This is a genomic window from Mycobacterium toneyamaense (genome assembly GCF_055384815.1).
Genome location: NZ_AP040333.1, coordinates 3614972 through 3634630 on the forward strand (window position 1 = coordinate 3614972; position 19659 = coordinate 3634630).

Below are 19659 nucleotides of genomic sequence, written 5' to 3' on the forward strand. Positions count from 1 at the left end.
TAGATGCTTGATTGGTCCGACGTCGATATTGCCGTGCGCGACGCCGTTCGCGAGTTCGTGGACAAGGAAATCCGGCCGCACCTCGACGAACTCGAGGGCGGCGACATGGAGCCCTACCCGATCATCCGAAAACTGTTCGCCACCTTCGGAATCGACGTCATGGCACGGGAGGCGCTGGAGCGACGGCTGTCCCGGCTGCGGTCCGGTGAGGCCTCGGACGGCAAGCCCCGGGCGTCCGGCGGGATGTTCGGCGGCGGACCCGACCAGGCCGGCATGGGCATGGTGCTGATCAGCGAATTGTGCCGGGTCAGTTCGGGTCTGGTGACGGGCGTGGGCGTCAGCCTGGGTCTGACGGTGCCCACCATCCAGAGCCGCGGCACGTTGGCCCAGCAGGAGCGTTGGCTGCCCGGACTGGTGACCTACGAGAAGGTCGGCGCCTGGGCCATCACCGAACCCGATTCGGGCTCAGATGCTTTCGGTGGCATGAAGTCCTACGTCGTGCGTGACGGCGACGACTACATCCTCAACGGCCAGAAGACCTTCATCACCAACGGTCCCGACGCCGACGTCGTCGTCGTCTACGCCAAGCTGGACGAGGGTGACGGGGCCGACAAGCGCGACCGCAAGGTACTGACCTTCGTGCTCGACCGCGGCATGGAGGGCTTCGTCCAGTCGAAGCCGTTCCGCAAGATGGGTATTCACTCCTCGCGTACCGGCGAGCTGTTCTTCAACAACGTGCGGCTGGGCCGCGACCGGCTGCTCGGCGAGACCGAGGAGAACAAGGCCGGCGACGGCCGCGACAGCGCCCGGTCGAGCTTCTCGGCCGAACGCGTCGGCGTGGTGTCCATGTCGCTGGGCATCATCGAGGAATGTCTGCGGCTGTGCATCGACTACGCCAAGACCCGCACGTTGTGGGGCAAGGAGATCGGGCAGTTCCAGCTGATCCAGCTCAAGCTGGCCAGCATGGAGGTGGCGCGAATGAACGTGCGCAACATGCTGTTCCGCGTCATCGAGTCCGGCCAGGCCGGCCGCCAGATTCCGCTGGCCGAGGCGTCGGCGATGAAGTGGTACTGCTCGCAGGCCGCCACCGACGTCGCGATGGACGCGATCCAGTTGTTCGGTGGCAACGGCTACATGACCGAGTACCGCGTCGAGCAGCTGGCGCGTGACGCCAAGTCGCTGATGATCTACGCCGGCAGCAACGAGGTGCAGATCACGCACGTCGCCAAGGGGCTGCTCGCCTGAGGCCGGATCAGGAGTGGGCCCGGGAGCTCTCGTACAGGCAGATCGACGCTGCGGCTGCCACGTTGAGGCTCTCGGCGCTCCCCCGCATCGGGATGTGCACCCGCTGCGATGCCAGCGCCATGACCTCGTCGGGCAGGCCGTGCGCCTCGGGTCCGAACAGCCACGCGGTACGTGCCGACAGGTCGGCGGAGCGGATGTCGACGGAGGCGTCCAGCGCCGTCGCGAGCACCTCGATGCCGCCGGCCCGAATCGCTGAAACCACCGCGGCCGCATCGGGATCCACCACGACCGGCAGCGAGAAGATACTGCCCGCCGAGGACCGCAGGCATTTCCCGTTGTAGGGGTCGACGCTGTGTCCGGCGAACACCACGGCGTCGGCACCCATGGCGTCGGCGATGCGGATCAGGGTGCCGGCGTTGCCGGGCTCCGACATGCCGACCGGCACCGCCAACAAGCGCGGCCCGGACGCCAGCACATCGTCGAGCGTCACCGAAGGCAGCGCGCACACCGCGATGAGCCCGACGGGAGTGACGGTCTCCGACAACGCCTTTGCAGCCTTGTCGGTGATCACCGAGACCGGGGCGCCGTCGAGCAGCGCGCCGAAGCGTTCCAGCGCGGCCGCGGTCGCGAAGACCTCGGAAACAAGACCGCGCCGAAGCGCCGCCTCGACGAGGTTGGGTCCCTCGGCAAGGAAGCGCCCGGCGCGTTTGCGCCCGACGTGGCGCTGCAGCTTGGCCGCAGCGACCACCCGGGCAGATCGCTCGGTGAGCGCTGAGTCTGTAGTCAGACTCAGGCAGCCTCTCCGGACGGGGCGTTGACGTCGGCGGGCAGAGCGGCCTTGGCCACCTCAACCAGCGCGGTGAACGCGGCGGGGTCGCTGATCGCGATCTCCGACAGGTTCTTACGGTCGACCTCGACGCCGGCCAGCTTCAAGCCCTGGATCAGGCGGTTGTAGGTGACGCCGTTCTCGCGAGCGGCGGCGTTGATACGCGTGATCCACAGCTTCCGGAAGTCACCCTTGCGGGCACGACGGTCGCGGTAGGCGTAGGTCAACGAGTGGAGCTGCTGCTCCTTGGCCTTGCGGTAGAGCCGCGAGCGCTGCCCGCGGTAACCCTTCGAGGCCTTCAGTACTGTGCGCCGCTTCTTCTGAGCGTTCAGTGCGCGCTTCACGCGTGCCATGAGATTTCCTATCCTTCGGTGTTCAGAGGGGAGCGGGCGGTACTAGCCGGCCAGCATCTTGGCGACACGCGCGGTGTCGTTGGCAGCAACCACGGCGCGACCGTCGAGACGACGGGTGCGCTTGGTGGCCTTGTGCTCCATCAGGTGGCGGCGGTTGGCCTTCTGGCGCACGATCTTGCCGGTTCCGGTCTTGCGGAACCGCTTCGATGCGCCACTGTGGGTCTTGGCCTTGGGCATGTGTCCTCAGTTTCTTTCCATGCGGTTGCTCGCGGCGGCTGGAACCGCTGCGGGCAATCGCGACTGCTGTTACGCGGTTGCGTCAGATTCAGGTGCCGCGGGGGCCGGCCGTCCGGCCGGCGCGTCGGCGTCGTGCGCCGCCTTGGCGCGAGTCTTCGCGCCGCGGTGCGGAGCCAGCACCATCGTCATGTTGCGGCCGTCCTGCTTGGCGGACGTCTCGATGAAGCCGTATTCGGCGACGTCGGCGCCCAGCCGCTGCAGGAGTCGGTAGCCCAGTTCGGGCCGCGACTGCTCACGTCCGCGGAACATGATGGTCACCTTGACCTTCGACCCTGCTTCGAGGAAGCGGACGACGTGACCCTTCTTGGTCTCGTAGTCGTGGTCGTCGATCTTGGGACGCAGCTTCTGTTCCTTGACGACGGTCTGCTGCTGGTTCTTGCGAGACTCACGTGCCTTCTGAGCCGTCTCGTACTTGTACTTGCCGTAGTCCATGATCTTGCAGACCGGCGGCTTTGCGCCTGGCGCAACTTCGACAAGGTCGAGATCGGCGTCCTGGGCGACGCGGAGGGCATCTTCGATGCGCACGATCCCTACCTGCTCGCCGTTCGGTCCGATCAACCGAACTTCAGGTACTCGAATGCGCTCGTTGACGCGTGTCTCAGTGCTGATGGGGCCTCCCGGGTTGTTCCATTACTTGTTCAGTAGAGGTCACACCCGGCTCAGCCATCTGTTCGCATGAACAGAAAAGCCCTGCACATAGCAGGGCCCATTGCCGACCGATCACGGCTCACGCCGCCTGCGCACAACGCAGAACAGGCACAATGTGCCTGTGACCGGACCGCCAAGCCGTGAGGCCGACGGTGGGAGGTGGGACTCCACTTGCTGTCCTGACGTAAGCCAGGACGGTCGCGCATGACACTCTAGCAGTCATGACCGACCCGAACATAATGCGTGACGCCGACGAAGCCCAGGTACGGGAGCTGGCCGAGATCCCCGCCGTCGAGGTGATCACCCGCGCCGCCGTCATGCTCATGAGCGCGGCCGCCGAGAAGCTCGGGCTGGCCGACGCCGACCCCGACGAGAGCCCGCACCGCGACCTCGACGAGGCCCGGCGCCTGATCACCGCGCTGGCCGGCCTGGTGCAGGCCTCGGCCGAGTATCTGGGACTGCACGCCGGCCCGGTCCGGGACGGCCTCAAGAGCCTGCAGCTGGCGTTCCGGGAGGCGAGCGCGGCGCCCGACGAGCCCGGCCACGGTCCGGGCGAGAAGTACACCGGCCCGGTCTGGTAGCTCAGGGGCCCTGCAGACACTTCCCGGTTTCACCGCATATTGTCCGAACTTATGACGTTGACGCCGAGCAGACAGCAGCAGCGCCCGACGACATTGGGGTGGGTTCCGGCCGCGGCCGGCTGGGCCGTCGGTGTCGTCGCGACGCTGTCGCTGTTCGCCAGTCTGTCGCCGCTGATCCGGTGGATGATCCACATCCCCCGCGAGTTCGTCAACGACTACCTGTTCAACTTCCCGGACACCAGCTTCGCCTGGTCGTTCGTGCTGATCCTGCTGGCCGCGGCACTCGCCGCACGTAAGCGGATCGCCTGGTGGGTCCTGCTGATCTACATGGTCGGCCACATCGGCTGGAACGTCTACGGACTGCTGTCCGACAACTTCCCCGACGGCGACCTGACCTTCGTGGAGGACTTCGGCGAGGCGCTGGGTCTCGTGTTCCACATCGGCGTCATCGTCGTCCTGCTGCTGTCGCGGAATCAGTTCTGGGCCAAGGTCCGCCGCGGGGCGCTGCTCAAGGCGGCCCTGACCCTGGTCGCCGGCATGGCTGTCGGCATCCTGGCGGCCTGGGGACTGCTGGAGATGTTCCCCGGCCGGCCGCCGCTGGACCCCGACTACCGACTGGCGTACGCGGTGAACCGGGTCAGCGGTTTCGCCGCGGTCGGCAAGGAGGCGTTCGAGGGCGGCCATCCGCACGCGTTCCTCAACGCGCTGTTCGGCCTGTTCGGCGCCGTGGCGCTGATCGTGGCGGCGATCGTGCTGTTCCAGTCCCAGCGCGCCGAGAACGCCCTCACCGGCGAGGACGAGTCCGCGATCCGCGGCCTGCTCGAGCTGTGGGGCAAGAACGACTCGCTGGGTTACTTCGCCACCCGCCGCGACAAGGCCGTGGTCTTCGCACCCAATGGCCGTGCGGCCATCACCTATCGGGTCGAGGTGGGCGTGTGCCTCGCCAGCGGTGATCCCGTCGGCGACCCGCGGGCCTGGCCGGCGGCCATCGACGCGTGGCTGGCGCTGTGCCAGACCTACGGTTGGGCACCGGGCGTCATGGGCGCCAGCTCGACCGGCGCGGAGGCTTACCGTCAGGGTGGTTTGAACGCCCTGCAACTCGGCGACGAGGCCATCCTGCATCCGCAGAACTTCCGGCTGTCGGGCCCCGACATGCGGGCCGTCCGCCAGGCCGTCACCCGCGCCCGCCGCGCCGGGCTGACGGTACGGATGCGTCGGCACCGCGACATCAGCGCCGACGAGATGGCTCAGGTGATCGCGCATGCCGACGCCTGGCGCGACACCGAGACCGAACGCGGCTTCTCGATGGCGCTGGGCCGGCTCGGCGACGCCGCCGACGGGGACTGCCTGCTGGTGGAGGCCGTGCAGGGTGACGGCCAGGTGGTGGCGATGCTGTCGCTGGTGCCGTGGGGCAACAACGGGGTGTCGCTGGACCTGATGCGCCGCTCCCCCGCCTCCCCCAACGGCACCATCGAGTTGATGGTCAGCGAGTTGTGCCAGCGCTCGGAAGAGATTGGCGTGACCCGGATTTCGCTGAACTTCGCGATGTTCCGCTCGGCGTTCGAGCAGGGTTCGCAGCTGGGCGCGGGCCCGATCCTGCGGCTGTGGCGCGCGCTGCTGATCTTCTTCTCGCGGTGGTGGCAGCTGGAGACGCTGTACCGCTCCAACATGAAGTACCTGCCCGAGTGGGTACCGCGCTATGCCTGCTACGAAGACGCGCGCCTGATCCCGCGTGTGGGCGTCGCGTCGGTGATCGCCGAGGGCTTCCTCGTGCTGCCGTTCTCCCGCCGCGACGAACAGCCCCACACCGGCCACCACACCGCGGCCCCCAAGAACCTGATCGATTCGGGACGGCTGCATCCCGACGGCAGCGCACCCGATGTCGCTGATCTGGCGGCCGGCGCATCCGACACCGCCGAGGCCCGGCGCCTGCCCGACCAGGTCCGGGTCCGGATGGCCAAGCTGCAGGCGTTGCAGGCGGAAGGCATCGACGCCTACCCGGTGGGACAGGCGCCCAGCCACACGGTCGCCGAGGCGCTGGGGTCGGCCGCCGACACCGCGGTCTGCGTCGCGGGCCGCGTGCTGCGGTTGCGCGACTACGGCGGCGTGCTGTTCGCCCAACTGCGCGACTGGTCCGGCGAAGTCCAACTGCTACTGGACAATTCGCTGCTGACCGGCAGTACCGTGGCCGAATTCACCGGCGCCATCGACCTGGGTGACCTGATCGAGGTCTCCGGCGTCATGGGCACCAGCCGCAACGGCACGGTGTCGGTGCTGGTGCACAACTGGCGCCTGATCGGCAAGTGCCTGCGCCCGCTACCCGACAAGTGGAAGGGCCTGACCGACCCCGAGGCCCGCGTCCGCACCAGGTACCTGGACCTGGCGATCAACACCGAGTCGCGGGAGTTGATCACCGCGCGCAGCCGGGTGCTGCACGCCATCCGGGAAACGTTGGTGGGCAAGGGTTTCCTGGAAGTCGAGACCCCCATCCTGCAGCAGATTCACGGCGGCGCGAACGCGCGGCCGTTCGAGACCCACATCAACGCCTACGACCTTGACCTGTACCTGCGCATCGCGCCCGAGCTGTACCTGAAGCGGCTGTGCGTGGGCGGTGTCGAGCGCGTCTTCGAGCTGGGCCGCGCGTTCCGCAACGAGGGTGTGGACTTCAGCCACAACCCCGAGTTCACCCTGCTGGAGGCGTACCAGGCGCACGCCGACTACAACGTCTGGATCGACGGCTGCCGCGAGATCATCCAGAACGCCGCGGCGGCCGCCAACGGCGCGCAGGTGGTCATGCGCCCCGGACCCGACGGCAGCCTTACGCCCGTTGACATCTCGGGCCACTGGCCCGTCAAGACGGTGCACGACGCGGTGTCCGAGGCGCTGGGCGAGCACGTCACCCCGGAGACCGATGTGGCGACGCTGCGCAAGCTGTGCGACGGCGCGACGATCCCGTACCGGACCCACTGGGACGCCGGCGCGATCGTGCTGGAGCTGTACGAGCACCTCGTCGAAGACCGCACCGAGGCACCGACGTTCTACAAGGACTTCCCGACCTCCGTGTCGCCGCTGACCCGGCCGCACCGCAGCATCCCCGGCGTTGCCGAACGGTGGGACCTGGTGGCCTGGGGTGTCGAGCTCGGCACCGCCTACAGCGAGCTGACCGATCCGGTGGAACAGCGCCGGCGGCTCGAGGAACAGTCGCTACTGGCCTCCGGCGGCGATCCCGAGGCCATGGAGCTGGACGAGGACTTCCTGCAGGCGATGGAATACGCCATGCCGCCGACCGGCGGTCTCGGCATGGGCGTCGACCGCGTGGTCATGCTGATCACCGGGCGCAGCATCCGCGAGACGCTGCCATTCCCGCTCGCGAAGCCGCGGTAAGCACAGGAGCCTCCCAGCTTCGCGCGGCACCCTGACGTCGTGACGATCGGGGCGACGAACGCCGGGCTCTATGGCGAGCAACATGTTTCGTTGACGCACGGCTGGCTGCCCGGCACCGTCCAGGCCCTCGCGGTGACAGTGCTGATCTTCGCGGTCGGCTGGCGTAACAGCCGGTGGCGCGCCGTCTGGCTGCCCGTCGCCGCCGCGTCCGGCTTGCTGGTGACGGCCACCGCCCGCTGGATCGTGGCATCGCAGGGCTGGTCCGACGAACCCGCGCCGACCCGGCTGTGGGTCTGGACCGCGGTGACCGGCGCCGCGGTGGTTCTGCTGATCGTCGGCTGGCAGGCCACCCGCTGGTGGCGCCGCGGGCTGGCGATGCTGGCGGTACCGCTGTGCGTGCTGTCCACGGGGCTGACGCTCAACGCCTGGGTCGGATACTTCCCGAATCTCGACACCGCGTGGGAACAGGTCAACTCGGCGCCGCTGCCCAACCAGACGCGACCCGAGACCGTGGTCGCGATGCAGAAGGCACGGCAGATACCGAGCAAGGGCAGTGTCGTGGAGATCCAAACCGGCTCGGCCGCATCGGGATTCAAGCACCGCGACGAATACGTGTACCTGCCGCCGGCCTGGTTCGCCAGCAACCCGCCGCCGCGACTGCCGATGGTGATGATGATCGGCGGCGAATTCAACACGCCCGCCGACTGGCTGCGGGCGGGTAACGCGATCACGACGGTCGACGCCTTCGCCGCCGCTCATCAGGGCAACGCCCCGGTGCTGGTGTTCGTCGACCCCGGCGGTTCTTTCAACAACGACACCGAGTGCGTCAACGGGCCGCGCGGCAACTCCGCCGACCATCTGATCAAGGACGTGCTGCCATTCATGACCGCCAACTACGGCGTGAGCACCGACCGCCGGCACCGCGGCATCGTCGGCTGGTCCATGGGCGGCACCTGCGCGGTGGACCTGACGGTGATGCATCCGGATCTGTTCAGCGCGTTCCAGGACATCGCCGGGGACATCGCGCCGAACGCCGGTGACCGGCCGCAGACCGTGCAACGACTGTTCGGTGGCAGCACCGCCAAATACGCCGACTGGGACCCCATGACGGTGATGTCCCGTCACACCTACGACGACATCGCGGCCTGGTACGACATCAACGGACCGGAGCTCTCGCGCGGCCCGCTGCCCGCGCAAACCGTTGCGGCGCACTCGCTCTGCGGCGTCGGCAGCACCCGTGGCATCCGGTGCGCGGTCGTCGAACGGCCGGGCAAGCACGACTGGCCGTTCGCGGCGCAGGCGTTCAGCGCGGCGCTGCCGTGGCTGGCCGGCCAGCTCGGGACACCGGGCGTGCCGCGGCTGCCCTTGCCCGCCGCGACGGCACCCGCCATGCCGGTCGAAGCCGCTCGCCGGTGACCTAGTAGTCGGCTTCGGCGGCCAGGATCTCGGCGAGGAACGCGTCGGCACCGGGCGCCGCCAGCCGGGCCCGCACGTAGCGCCGGACCCGGTCCCGAACCGCTGCCGTCTCGCCGGTCCCGGCACCCACCGTCACGGCGGTGTCCGTCCAATCGTGGCCCCACGCTTGGTTTTCGGTGGCCGACAGCGGCACGGTCGCGTTTCCGTCGATGTCGAGCGTGCCGCCGCCGCCGATCGAACCCGAGTCCAGCCGCACCGGGATGCCGTCCGCGGGACCGATGGTGGCCACGCGGATGTCGGCGACCACCGCACCGTCACGGGCCCACACGGACCAGTCGATGGTGTGCTCGGCAGCGTCGAACGTCCGCGGTGGCACTGCGGTCCACGAGACCGACGCGATGCCGTCGGCGATGGCCCCGTCGCCGACGGCACCGGGTTGCCCGGCGGCGAGCGCATAGTCGTCCTGCCGCGGTGGCCCCTGGGCCGCAAGGACTTCCGACCAGTCCCCCAGTCCGGCATCGTCGGCGAGGTCGACACAGCTGCGGACGAGGCCGAGAATCCGGGGGTCCCCGGATGCCGCCGTACTCGCCAACGCCTGTCGGTGCGGCGCCAGCAGCCCGGCGATGTCCGAATCCAGGGTGTCCTCGGTGAAGTAGTCCTGCAGCGCCGCCGTCGACAGCGCCACCTCGGCGTCCAGCACCGCGGGGTCCAGTGGGTTGATGCCGTCGCGGGCGCTGGCCGGCCACCACCGCCGTAGCCAGTGCCCGACGGCCAGACGGCGAAGTGCGGCAAGGGGTTCGGGTAGCAGCAGCACGTCGGCAGTCTCGGCGGCGGCGACCACCGCGACGTGTCCGGCCTCGCCGACCAGCCGCCACAACCAGTCGGCCGCGGACAGATCGGTGAACGTGATCCGGACCGCCTGCGCCGGATCGTGGATCGTCCAGGCGAGGACCGCACCGCTCACCTCGAGCACCGCCACCTCCGGCGGTGCCGCAACCTCGGATCCCAAAGCCCACAATCCGGAATCGACAGTGAGTTTCATCCTGCCGCCTCCAATTCCAGCATCGCCTTGATGCGCTGGCGATGATCGAGACTGACCGACCGGGCGACCCCGTCCAGCAGTCCGCGCACCTCGCCGGCGTCGTCACAGGGTTCCTGCCAGACGTCACGTCCGTGCAGGCGGGCCCACAGCCGCGAGACATAGGGACGGACGAACGCGCCGAGGTCGTCCACCACCTGCTGCTGCCGCGGGTGCACCGGTCCGCCGTCGGTCAAATAGCGACGGGCGTGCAGCACGTACGCCTCTTTGCGGAGCCGCGCCTGAATCTGGCCCGAAAGGTGGTAGCGCGTCCGGTGATTCACCTCGAGCGGCGCCAGGTCCACCCCGATCTCGATGCCGGCGACGAGCGTGGCCTGGTTGTCCTCGGCCAGTAGCCCCCACGGCGAGGCCGCACGGTCGGCCTCTTCGGCGCACAGGGTCGGCAGGTCGGGCAACTCGTCGCGGTCGAGGGCACGGCGCAGCGTCGCCCGGACCCGGTCGACGATGCTGCGGTCGAGGGGACGTTCGGCGGCGCGGGAGCCGGCGACCGTCGGCTTGGCTTGCGGTGCGGCACCGCACAAACCGATCTGGTCGACCGACCACGGCGCGGCCGGCGCGGCGTCCCGCATCCGGGCGCCGAAGTTGTACGGGGTGCTGTCGGCGATCAGCGTGGTCCAGACCCGTTGCCGCGCAGCATCGGCGTTGTGACCACCGTCCGGGCCGAGCACCGTCGTCAGGCCGGCGAGAAACGGTTCGTACGGCGCGTCACCCGCCCTGACATCGTCCCAGCCGGCATCGAGCTGACGTGACAACGTCTCCAGCACCGCAGGATCGGCGAGGTACTCGTGCAGCCGCTCGACCGCGGTGCGGTCCCGATCGCCGTGCACGTCGCGCAGCGCCTCCACGACGATGCGCGAATCATCCTGTCCTGGAGCGCCTCTGGTCGCGGCCAGTTCGAAACACACCGGGAAGTAGAGCTCTTGGGCATTGCCGGTGGTGATCCGGTCGCGCCGGCGCTGCGCCTTCAACAACGCGAACCACTGTGCCGCGGCCCGCAACTGAACCGCGTGGTCGACGATCACCCGGCGCATCTCGTCGGCGACGTCGGCGGCGACGACGGGCGCGGAGTATTCGGGGTGCGCCCGCAGCCGGAGCACCAACGGATCGATGATGCGCTTCACCGCGCGGCTCAGCGGACCGCCGTCGGGACTGCTCAGCAGTTCGAGACCGGGCCCGATCTCGCGCCACGCGGCGTCAATGACGGCACGACGTGGTTGTGGCCCAACGGTCATCAGCGTGCCCCGTCGACGGAGAAGGTCATCAGCGCGGCCCAGTACACGGGGCTGAGTGTGGCGTCTCCGGTTCGCCAGCGCTGCAGGCAGTCTCGTTGCCAGCGGTTCACGGCACGAGCCGGTGTCGTCGCCTGGTGCGCGGCGTCGACGGCGATGATCGCCTCCGCCATCGGGTCGGCGGCGCCGGCCGTGGCCGTCCGGTATCCGGCGGTGGTGGGCAGCGACCAGAGAGTCGCGGTGACCACCTGTGCGCCACCGAGGATCATCGCCGCGACCAGTCCGGTGGCCTCGTCGAACCGGTAGTCGGCGCCGGATGCGCAGGCCAGCAGCGCGACCCGGGGCGGGATCGGCAATCCCATCACCATGATGTCGGCGGCCGTCAGTGGCTCGGGCTCCGCCAGATGCAGCGCCGCCTGGTCGGCCGAGCCGTCGCGGTCGGGAGCGGCACTGGCATGCCCGACGTACACGAGCCGTGCCGGGCGCAGCGCCAGCTGCTCCGCCAGCCAGTGCCGGTCGGCGTCGCCGCGGCGGAAGAGCTCCACGGGGGTGCTGACCGCCGGGAGGGCCGGCCGCTCGCCGAAGTGCCGGGCCAGCACGGTGTCCGGCGCGGGCCGGCCGAGCACCGAGCCGAGCGCTGAATCCGGCCGCTGGCCGGGCACTTTCGGGTCCAGCACCAGCAGCGGCGGCCCGTCCGCTGGTTGGAGCTGCCTGCGTGGCGCGTTCGCGATGTTGGGCGGCACCGCCAGCAGGAGGTCGGCGACTTCGATCAGGCGCTCGTCGCCAGTTCCGCCGGACTGCGCGAGCAGGCCCCACGGCACCCGGCTCAGGCGGGCGCTCGGCGAGACAAAGAGCACCGGCAGCTCCGGGTCAGCGGTGCACTGCCGCAGCAGATCCCACGCTTCGTCAGGGAGCAGGGCCCCGAGCAGCCGGGCGAGCTCCCGCTCGCGTGCCACAGCAGCGAACGGACCGGTCACCAATGACCGGGTCAATGCCTCGGAAAGTTGTTCCCCGTCAAGCGGATCCGGCAAGGCCTCGGCCAGTGCGGAGGTCACCGCCAGCAGAACATCCTCGGCCACCACCCAGGTGACCAGCCGCTCCGGTGCGCCGACGACCCGGAGGCTGACGTACGTCGCGATACCGATGTCGGCGAAGCGGAGCACCAACGTCGTTGCGGTGTCCTGGGTTACGGGCATGTCGACCACGCCTCCTGGTCCGCGGTGACGGCGCGGCCATAGCGCGTCTGGGCCAGCTCGCGGTAGCGCGCCAGCACCGGCGCACCGTCGGGCTCCATCTGCAGCGGCGGCAGCGGCCCGAGCCGAATGAGACCGGCGGCGCCGACGGCGACCGGGCCCGACGCGACCGACGCCAGTTCGTCGACGTCGAGAACCGGTGCGGCTGTCGTGGTGGCGCGGGCCCACTCCATCGTGGCGCCCGTCGCGGCGTCGACGCTGAATGCCCCTCGGGCGCTGTGGTATTCGATCAGTTCGCCGACCAGCGCCGGATCCTGCGATTCCCAGGCGACCGCGAACGCACCGGCAAGGAGGGGTGCCGCCACCCCGGCAGCCCATCGCGACCGGGCATCGGCGTCGGTGATCGAATAGCGCACCGAGTCGACAGCCAGCGCCGCGGGCAACTTCAGGTCGGCAGCAGCGGCCAGTTTGTCCATGCCGGAACGGTATTGGTCGGTGCCGGGTTCGGTGGACCACGTCCCGAGCCCACCGCGGTAGCGGGCTTCGGCCTGTGCCCAGGTGTCGGCGGGATCACCCGCGGCATCGAAGCCGAGATCCGCCAGTCCCTCGGCACGCCAGACGGTGCCGAGTTGGTCATCCAGCCGGGCGTACTGCAACCAGCTGCTGCGCGGTGAGGAATCCAGGCAGGTCCGGGCCTGATCGATCAGAGCCCGGGCGTCGTCGTAGCGGCCCCGGAAGATGGCGATCCAGCTGCGTTGCAACAAGATGCGGTGCACGTGCAGCGGCTTGCCCAGCTCGCGCCAGTGCCGTTCGGCGTGTCCCCAGCATTCGTCGGCGGCCTGCAGGGCACCGGCGGCCAGTCGGGTGAGTCCGAAGTACAGCCAGCAGCGCGACACCTCGTGGGCCCGCGCCTGGCGAGCGATCTCCGGATACGCGGCGGTGAGCAGCGCCTCCGTACCCTCCTGGTCGCCGGCCAGCCAGCTCACCGCCGCCCGCTCCAATTTCGCTCGGGCCGCGGCCAATTCCCAGCCCCGAGCCTGCGCCCGGGCCTCGGCGCGGCGCAGCCACGGCAACGCCTCGTCCACCTTGCCGGTGTCGATGCAGAACCGTGCGTAGCCGAGCGCCCCGGCGAGCCAGAGGTATTCCCGCTCCGGGGTGGTGGCCGGCGGAGCGATCGCGGCGAGCACGTCCTCCCACAGCGGCACCGAACGGACGTGCAGATCGTCGTCGCAGAGCGCGAGCGCGCACAGGATGCGGGCGTGGGTCAGCAGATAGGTGTGTTCGTCGTCCAGATCGGAGTATGGGGACGGGCCGTCCAGCGCGGTCAGGGACGCGGCCGCCCCTTCGTGGTCGCCGATCGCGGCGGACAGGCCGGTCCGCAGGAAGGTGGCCCGGCGGCGGTAGCGGCTGAGCATGTGATCCGCGTCCTCCGGGGTCATGGTCATCTGCGCCACGATCTCGGCCGGCGCGCGGCCGGCCAGGATCGATGCGTAGATGTCGAGGCAGTCGTCGATACGACGGATGCATTCGCGCACCCCGTCCAGGGCGCTGCGGATCAGATAGATCTCGCCGAGTTGGGCGAAGACCTCGAGCATCTGGTCATCGCGGTCGGCGGCTTCGATGGCGGGCATCAGCGACAGCAGCAGTTCTTTGGCTGTCTGCTCGTCGGCGGCGAACATCAGCGCGCGGGCGCGGGCGAGTTCGCCGGTGATCGACACGGCCGAATCATAGGTCGAGCGGCGGATGCATGGTCTGCACCCGCCGCTCGGGCAGCCCCGGGCATGTCAGCCGCAGGACACCTTGATCTCGAAGTTCTTCGAGATCATCCCCGCCATGGGGTTCTTCATGTCGGCACCGGCGGCCTGCCCGGTGATGGTGTACGTGCTGCCGTCGACCTTGACGTCAGCCGAGCCGGTCTTCATGCCGCCCATCTCCGACACCGCGAGCGCGTTGCCGTCGACCACCAGGCCCAGGGACTGCACCTTCGGCGGCGAAGCGTCCGTCATGACGACGCCGAGGCCCTGCGCGCCACCACCGATGGGTGCGCTGGCAATGTTGATGCTGCCGCCCTGCTTCACGCAGGTCACCGACTTCAGGTCCAGGCCGGCCAGGTCCTGGCCCTCGACCTTGACGACCGTGTTGCCGCCGCCGTTGCTCACCGAACCCGGACCGGACGCCTTCGGGCCGTCCGCCTTGTCGGTGGAGCAGCCGATGAGGGTGGCGCCCACGGCCAGCATGCCGATACCAGCGGCCAGAGTGCGATTGATGTTCATGTCAGAGGGTTTCCCTTCTTCGTTACGCCGCCCCAGTGGCGTCGTCGTGCGGTAAGTACACGCGGGCGCCGCGGCTACCGATCCCAACTTTGTGGCGCGGTACGGTGAAGCCATGGCCGACGAAACCGAGCCCATCGACGCCGAGATCGTGCCATTGGATGCGGCGCCCGCCCCGGTGCCGGTGTCCCCGCCTGTCGATCCGGGCTACACCCCCGACGGTGTCCCGACCTTCGAGTCGGTGCGCGAGAAGATCGAGAACCGGTACGGCACCGCGATCGGCTCGGCCGAGCTGGCCGCGGACACCCCCGAGGGCCGTTCGGTCGAGGAACAGTACGAAGCGCGCCAGAAAGCTGCCGCGGAACGCCTCGAGCAGATCCGTCGCTCGATGCACGACGGCTGACTTGCGTACCTTCACCATCGCCGAGCGCCGCAAACGCTTGGCGCAACGCCATTTCCTGAGCGATTCGGCCTCGAGCCCCGCCGAGGTGACCCGGGCGCTGGTCGGCCTGCACGGCACCGATCCGGCAACTCCGTACCTCTCCCTGTGGGCCCGACTGCCCGGTTTCGTCGTGGACGATCTCGATGCGGCGTTGTACCGGGACCGGCAGTTGGTCAAGCACATGGCCATGCGCCGGACGCTGTGGGTCGTGCACACCGCGGACCTGCCTGCGGTCCAGGCGGCGGCCAGCGACCGCGTGGCCACCACCGAGCGCAAGCGGCTGATCGGTGACATCGAGAAGTCCGGTATCGCGGCCGACGGCGCGGCGTGGCTCGAGCTGGCATCGGCTGCGGTGCGTCAGCACCTGGAAGCGGGTTTGACGGCCGGCACTGCCGCGCTGCGGGCCGCGCTGCCCGAGTTGGCGGGCAGCTGGGATCCGGCGCCCGGAAAGACCTGGGGCGGAAGCACTCCCGTCGCCCCGCGGGTGATGACGGTGCTGTCCGCGCAGGGGCACATCCTGCGCGGCCCCAACGACGGCATGTGGACGACATCGCGGCCGCTGTGGGCCGCGGCGTCGCACTGGCTGGCTGAACCCGTCGTGGCGATGGAGCCTGATGCGGCACGCGACACCTTGCTGCGGACCTGGCTCCGCACGTTCGGGCCGGCCACGGCCACTGACATCAAGTGGTGGTTCGGTCACACACTGACGTGGGCGCGTGACGGACTGCGCTCGATCGACGCGGTGCAGGTCGCCCTCGAGGGTTGCGATGACGCCGGATTCGTCCTACCCGACGATCTCGACGACACTCCCCCGGTTGCACCCAGGGGCGCACTGCTGCCCGGGTTGGACCCGACCGTCATGGGCTGGCAGGTGCGTTCCTGGTATCTCGGCCCGCACGCGGGCCAGTTGTTCGACCGCTCGGGCAACGCCGGTCCCACAGTGTGGTGGGACGGCCGTGTCGTCGGCGCCTGGGGTCAGGACGTCGACGGCCGGGTGCAGCTGCAATACGTCGAAGACGTCGGAGCCGCAGCACGGAAAACGCTGCAGCGCAAGGCATCCGAACTGACAGACTGGCTCGACGGCGTGCGTGTCAAGCCGCGCTTCCCGTCACCGCTGAGCCAGACCTGCGGGACCGGCTAGCGACGAACACATCCGAAGCCCGCTGGGTCGGATATGGTCCATCGGTTGGAGACGCCGCTGTCGTTGACCGTGATTCCGCTCGCGCTCGAGTTCGAATCGATAGTGCCCGTGTAGTGATTCGTCGGTGAATGAGGATTGGGGCGGTCGTAGCGTCCGGCGGTCTGTTCGAAGGCCACCGTGAAGTCCAGCTTGTTGGTTCCGTTGACAATTCCGCCTCGGATGGGCCCTGCCCAATCGAACCCCTGAGAGCTATAGCTGGCGGTGCCGCCGCCATCTTTACCCGCCCAGACGACGTGGATCTGGATGCCGTTGTCCTGCTCGATCACGGAGTCGTGGCCGAAGATCGAATATTGACAGTCGGCGGGGGCGAGCGGCGGCGACGGCGCTGTCGGCGCGAAAGGGGTTGCGGCGGCTGGGCCGGCACCGGCGAGCCAGCCCGCCGCAGCACCGATCATCGTGGCCGTTAGTGCAGCGTGCGTTGACATGGACATCGCGTCTCCTGTCCGATTCGACGCTAGACCGGTCGCAGTCCCGCGGATATAAGGGAAACCCCTATTCCTCCGGGTCAGACACTCACCTTGCGCCGCTTGGCCTTCGGCGGATCCGGCACCACGGCGGGCAACAACTCGGCGAGGAACTGACCGGTGTAGCTGTCCGGAGTCGCCGCGACGTCCTCCGGCGTGCCGGACACCACGACGGTGCCGCCGCCGGCGCCGCCTTCGGGACCCATGTCCACGATCCAGTCCGAGGTCTTGATCACGTCGAGGTTGTGCTCGATGACGATGACCGTGTTGCCCTTGTCGACCAGGCCGTTGATGACCTTGAGCAGCTTGCGGATGTCCTCGAAATGCAGGCCGGTGGTGGGCTCGTCGAGGATGTAGACGGTGCGCCCGGTGGACCGCTTCTGCAGCTCGGCGGCCAGCTTCACGCGCTGCGCCTCACCACCGGACAGCGTCGGGGCCGGCTGGCCCAACCGCACGTAGCCCAGGCCGACGTCGACGAGCGTCTTGAGGTACCGGTGGATCGAGCTGATGGGCTCGAAGAACTCGGTGGCCTCCTCGATGGGCATGTCGAGGACCTCGGAGATGGTCTTGCCCTTGTAGTGCACCTCCAGGGTCTCCCGGTTGTAGCGAGCGCCCTGGCACACCTCGCACGGCACGTACACGTCCGGCAGGAAGTTCATCTCGATCTTGATGGTGCCGTCACCTGAACATGCTTCGCAGCGGCCACCTTTCACGTTGAACGAGAACCGGCCGGGCTGGTAGCCGCGGACCTTCGCCTCGGTGGTCGCCGCGAACAAGGTGCGGATCTTGTCGAACACACCGGTGTAGGTGGCCGGGTTGGACCGCGGCGTGCGGCCGATCGGCGACTGGTCGACCCGCACCAGCTTGTCCAGCTGGTCGAGGCCGTTGATCCGGGTGTGCCGGCCCGGCACCTGGCGGGCGCCGTTGAGCTTGTTGGCCATGACGGTCGCGAGAATGTCGTTGACCAACGTCGACTTGCCGGAGCCCGAGACGCCGGTGACCGACGTGAGCACGCCCAGCGGGAAGGCCACGTCGACCTCTTTGAGGTTGTGCTCGCGTGCGCCGACGACGGTGATCTGCCGCTTGCGGTCGACGGGCCGGCGGATGGCCGGCACCTCGATCTGCTCCCGGCCCGAAAGATACGCGCCGGTAAGCGATTTGGTGTTCTTCAACAGCTCCTTGTAGGTGCCGCTGTGCACGATCTGTCCACCGTGCTCACCGGCCGCGGGACCGATGTCGACGACCCAGTCGGCGTGCGCGATGGTGTCGAGGTCGTGCTCGACGACGATCAGCGTGTTGCCGAGGTCGCGCAGCCGGACCAGGGTGTCGATGAGCCGGCGGTTGTCGCGCTGGTGCAGGCCGATGGACGGCTCGTCGAGCACGTAGAGGACACCGACCAGACCGGAGCCGATCTGCGTGGCCAGCCGGATGCGCTGTGCCTCACCACCGGACAGCGTGCCTGCCGCGCGGGACAGGGTCAGGTAGTCGAGGCCGACGTCGAGCAGGAAGCCCAGCCGCGATTGCACTTCTTTGAGCACCTGGCCGGCGATGGCCTGCTCGCGGGGACCGAGGGTGAGCGCGTTGAGGAACGCCGAGCAGTCCGAGATGGACAGATCACACACCTGCGCAATGGATTTCGCGTCATCGTCCGCGGACAGCGTGACGGCCAGAATCTCGGGCTTGAGGCGGGTGCCGGCGCACTCGGGGCACGGGATGTCCCGCATGAAGCCCTCGTAGCGTTCCTTCATCTGCTCGGATTCGGTCTGCTCCATGCGGCGCTGCAGGAACGCCAGCACGCCTTCGAAGTCGGCATAGTAGGAGCGCGTGCGGCCGTACCGGTTCTTGTACCGGACGTGCACCTGGTGGTCGGAGCCTTCCAGAATGGCCTTGCGCGCCTTGGCCGGAAGCTTCTTCCACGGGGTGTCGATGTCGAAGCCCAGCTCCTCGCCGAGGCCGGCCATCATGCGCGTGAAGTAGTCGGAGTTGTGGCCCATGGACCACGGCGCCACCGCGCCCTCGGCGAGCGTCAGCTCCGGGTCCGGCACGACGAGCTCGGGGTCGACTTCCTTCTTGATGCCCAGACCGGTGCACTCCGGGCAGGCACCGTACGGCGAGTTGAACGAGAACGACCGTGGCTCGAGGTCGTCGACGGCCAGCGGATGCGCGTTGGGGCAGGCCAGCTTCTCCGAGAAGCGCTGCTCACGCTGCGGGTGGTTGTCGTCACGGTCGACGAACTCGAGGACGACGATGCCGTCCGCGAGACCCAGCGCGGTCTCGACCGAATCGGTCAGACGTTGTTTGGCGCTGGCCTTGACGGTGAGCCGGTCGACGACCACCTCGATGTCGTGCTTCTCCTGCTTCTTGAGCTTCGGCGGGTCGGTCAGCGAGTGCACGACGCCGTCGACCCGGACCCGGCTGTAGCCCTGGCCGTTGAGCTTGTCGAAGAGGTCGACGAACTCGCCCTTGCGGGTGCGGACCACGGGCGCGAGCACCTGGAACCGGATGCCCTCGTCCATGGCGAGCACCTGGTCGACGATCTGCTGCGGCGTCTGCCGCGCGATGCGCTCACCACACACCGGGCAGTGCGGGGTACCGGCGCGCGCGTACAGCAGACGCAGGTAGTCGTAGACCTCGGTGATGGTGCCGACGGTTGAACGCGGGTTCCGGTTGGTCGACTTCTGGTCGATGGACACCGCGGGCGACAGGCCCTCGATGAAGTCCACGTCCGGCTTGTCCATCTGGCCCAGGAACTGGCGGGCGTATGCCGACAGCGACTCGACGTAGCGACGCTGCCCCTCGGCGAAGATGGTGTCGAACGCCAGCGAGCTCTTGCCCGAACCCGACAGGCCCGTGAATACGATCAGCGAGTCTCTGGGCAGGTCAAGGTCGATTCCCCGCAGGTTGTGCTCGCGCGCACCTTTGACGATCAGACGGTCCGACACACGTATCCCTTCACCGGTCTGGGCAATCCAGACACCACATCGCCATGCTAGGTGTCCCCACCGACAAGT

The 19659-nt window shown here is 68.8% G+C and carries 17 protein-coding genes; 6 read left to right on the top strand and 11 right to left on the bottom strand.

The window, feature by feature from the left end; translation table 11 throughout:
• Positions 1-3: 3 nt before the first annotated feature.
• Positions 4-1245 (top strand): acyl-CoA dehydrogenase family protein, encoded by a 1242-nt coding sequence (locus tag ACZ5IQ_RS17455; protein WP_212814110.1) that lies wholly within the window; start codon positions 4-6, stop codon positions 1243-1245.
• A 7-nt stretch (positions 1246-1252) separates the two neighbouring features.
• Here ACZ5IQ_RS17455 and ACZ5IQ_RS17460 read toward each other — a convergent pair whose 3' ends face one another.
• From ACZ5IQ_RS17460 to infC, 4 genes are all read right to left on the bottom strand, one after another.
• Positions 1253-1993, bottom strand: a complete 741-nt coding sequence (locus tag ACZ5IQ_RS17460; protein ID WP_212814108.1) for a TrmH family RNA methyltransferase — start codon at positions 1991-1993, stop codon at positions 1253-1255.
• A 41-nt stretch (positions 1994-2034) separates the two neighbouring features.
• Positions 2035-2424 carry a 50S ribosomal protein L20 gene (gene rplT, locus ACZ5IQ_RS17465; protein ID WP_029121325.1) on the bottom strand — a complete coding sequence of 130 codons (390 nt, stop codon included), beginning with the start codon at positions 2422-2424 and terminating at the stop codon, positions 2035-2037.
• Between the two features lie 42 nt (positions 2425-2466).
• Positions 2467-2661 (bottom strand): 50S ribosomal protein L35, encoded by a 195-nt coding sequence (gene rpmI / locus ACZ5IQ_RS17470; protein WP_020103309.1) that lies wholly within the window; start codon positions 2659-2661, stop codon positions 2467-2469.
• Positions 2662-2730: 69 nt separating this feature from the next.
• Positions 2731-3330 (bottom strand): translation initiation factor IF-3, encoded by a 600-nt coding sequence (gene infC, locus ACZ5IQ_RS17475; protein ID WP_082981636.1) that lies wholly within the window; start codon positions 3328-3330, stop codon positions 2731-2733.
• Positions 3331-3590: 260 nt separating this feature from the next.
• On the opposite strand from infC, the gene ACZ5IQ_RS17480 reads away from it, so the two are divergent.
• From ACZ5IQ_RS17480 to ACZ5IQ_RS17490, 3 genes are read left to right on the top strand one after another with little or no spacing between them, the layout of a single operon-like run.
• Positions 3591-3950, top strand: a complete 360-nt coding sequence (locus ACZ5IQ_RS17480) for a DUF1844 domain-containing protein (RefSeq protein WP_212814105.1) — start codon at positions 3591-3593, stop codon at positions 3948-3950.
• Positions 3951-4001: 51 nt separating this feature from the next.
• Entirely contained in the window at positions 4002-7334 is a 3333-nt protein-coding gene (lysX, locus tag ACZ5IQ_RS17485) for a bifunctional lysylphosphatidylglycerol synthetase/lysine--tRNA ligase LysX (protein ID WP_212814103.1), read from the top strand.
• A 39-nt stretch (positions 7335-7373) separates the two neighbouring features.
• Entirely contained in the window at positions 7374-8750 is a 1377-nt protein-coding gene (locus ACZ5IQ_RS17490; RefSeq protein ID WP_212814100.1) for an alpha/beta hydrolase-fold protein, read from the top strand.
• 1 nt (position 8751) lies between these two features.
• Here ACZ5IQ_RS17490 and ACZ5IQ_RS17495 read toward each other — a convergent pair whose 3' ends face one another.
• The 5 genes from ACZ5IQ_RS17495 to ACZ5IQ_RS17515 form a co-directional block, all read right to left on the bottom strand.
• The gene (locus ACZ5IQ_RS17495; protein ID WP_212814098.1) at positions 8752-9792 is read right to left on the bottom strand and encodes a hypothetical protein; all 1041 of its coding nucleotides are present in this window, start codon (positions 9790-9792) and stop codon (positions 8752-8754) included.
• Positions 9789-11081, bottom strand: a complete 1293-nt coding sequence (locus ACZ5IQ_RS17500; RefSeq protein WP_212814095.1) for a hypothetical protein — start codon at positions 11079-11081, stop codon at positions 9789-9791. The genes ACZ5IQ_RS17495 and ACZ5IQ_RS17500 overlap by 4 nt, the downstream gene beginning before the upstream one ends.
• Positions 11081-12283: a CHAT domain-containing protein gene (locus tag ACZ5IQ_RS17505; RefSeq protein WP_371824552.1), complete on the bottom strand. Its 1203-nt coding sequence runs from the start codon at positions 12281-12283 to the stop codon at positions 11081-11083. The genes ACZ5IQ_RS17500 and ACZ5IQ_RS17505 overlap by 1 nt, the downstream gene beginning before the upstream one ends.
• On the bottom strand, positions 12265-13989 hold the full coding sequence (locus ACZ5IQ_RS17510) for a hypothetical protein (protein ID WP_212814089.1): 1725 nt from the start codon (positions 13987-13989) through the stop codon (positions 12265-12267). The genes ACZ5IQ_RS17505 and ACZ5IQ_RS17510 overlap by 19 nt, the downstream gene beginning before the upstream one ends.
• 66 nt (positions 13990-14055) lie before the next feature.
• Positions 14056-14544, bottom strand: coding sequence for a lipoprotein LpqH (locus ACZ5IQ_RS17515; protein ID WP_371824553.1), 489 nt, complete (start codon positions 14542-14544; stop codon positions 14056-14058).
• Positions 14545-14656: 112 nt separating this feature from the next.
• Here ACZ5IQ_RS17515 and ACZ5IQ_RS17520 point away from each other — a divergent pair, with 112 nt between their 5' ends.
• Both ACZ5IQ_RS17520 and ACZ5IQ_RS17525 read left to right on the top strand, forming a co-directional pair.
• On the top strand, positions 14657-14944 hold the full coding sequence (locus ACZ5IQ_RS17520) for a hypothetical protein (protein ID WP_212814087.1): 288 nt from the start codon (positions 14657-14659) through the stop codon (positions 14942-14944).
• Position 14945: 1 nt separating this feature from the next.
• Positions 14946-16124, top strand: a complete 1179-nt coding sequence (locus ACZ5IQ_RS17525; RefSeq protein WP_212814085.1) for a winged helix DNA-binding domain-containing protein — start codon at positions 14946-14948, stop codon at positions 16122-16124.
• Here the strand turns inward: ACZ5IQ_RS17525 and ACZ5IQ_RS17530 are convergent.
• Both ACZ5IQ_RS17530 and uvrA read right to left on the bottom strand, forming a co-directional pair.
• Entirely contained in the window at positions 16121-16615 is a 495-nt protein-coding gene (locus ACZ5IQ_RS17530; RefSeq protein ID WP_212814083.1) for a hypothetical protein, read from the bottom strand. The two genes, ACZ5IQ_RS17525 and ACZ5IQ_RS17530, sit on opposite strands and share 4 nt — an antisense overlap.
• A 74-nt stretch (positions 16616-16689) precedes the next feature.
• Positions 16690-19590, bottom strand: a complete 2901-nt coding sequence (gene uvrA, locus ACZ5IQ_RS17535) for an excinuclease ABC subunit UvrA (RefSeq protein WP_212814080.1) — start codon at positions 19588-19590, stop codon at positions 16690-16692.
• Between the last annotated feature and the right edge of the window lie 69 nt (positions 19591-19659).

Bases quoted from the DNA above. Each gene is read 5' to 3' on its own strand.
- ACZ5IQ_RS17520 (WP_212814087.1), top strand. From the start codon at position 14,657: ATGGCCGACGAAACCGAGCCCATCGACGCCGAGATCGTGCCATTGGAT.
- ACZ5IQ_RS17455 (WP_212814110.1), top strand. From the start codon at position 4: ATGCTTGATTGGTCCGACGTCGATATTGCCGTGCGCGACGCCGTTCGC.
- ACZ5IQ_RS17515 (WP_371824553.1), bottom strand. From the start codon at position 14,544: ATGAACATCAATCGCACTCTGGCCGCTGGTATCGGCATGCTGGCCGTG.
- ACZ5IQ_RS17480 (WP_212814105.1), top strand. From the start codon at position 3,591: ATGACCGACCCGAACATAATGCGTGACGCCGACGAAGCCCAGGTACGG.
- lysX (WP_212814103.1), top strand. From the start codon at position 4,002: ATGACGTTGACGCCGAGCAGACAGCAGCAGCGCCCGACGACATTGGGG.
- rplT (WP_029121325.1), bottom strand. From the start codon at position 2,424: ATGGCACGCGTGAAGCGCGCACTGAACGCTCAGAAGAAGCGGCGCACA.
- ACZ5IQ_RS17530 (WP_212814083.1), bottom strand. From the start codon at position 16,615: ATGTCCATGTCAACGCACGCTGCACTAACGGCCACGATGATCGGTGCT.
- ACZ5IQ_RS17500 (WP_212814095.1), bottom strand. From the start codon at position 11,081: ATGACCGTTGGGCCACAACCACGTCGTGCCGTCATTGACGCCGCGTGG.
- ACZ5IQ_RS17495 (WP_212814098.1), bottom strand. From the start codon at position 9,792: ATGAAACTCACTGTCGATTCCGGATTGTGGGCTTTGGGATCCGAGGTT.
- rpmI (WP_020103309.1), bottom strand. From the start codon at position 2,661: ATGCCCAAGGCCAAGACCCACAGTGGCGCATCGAAGCGGTTCCGCAAG.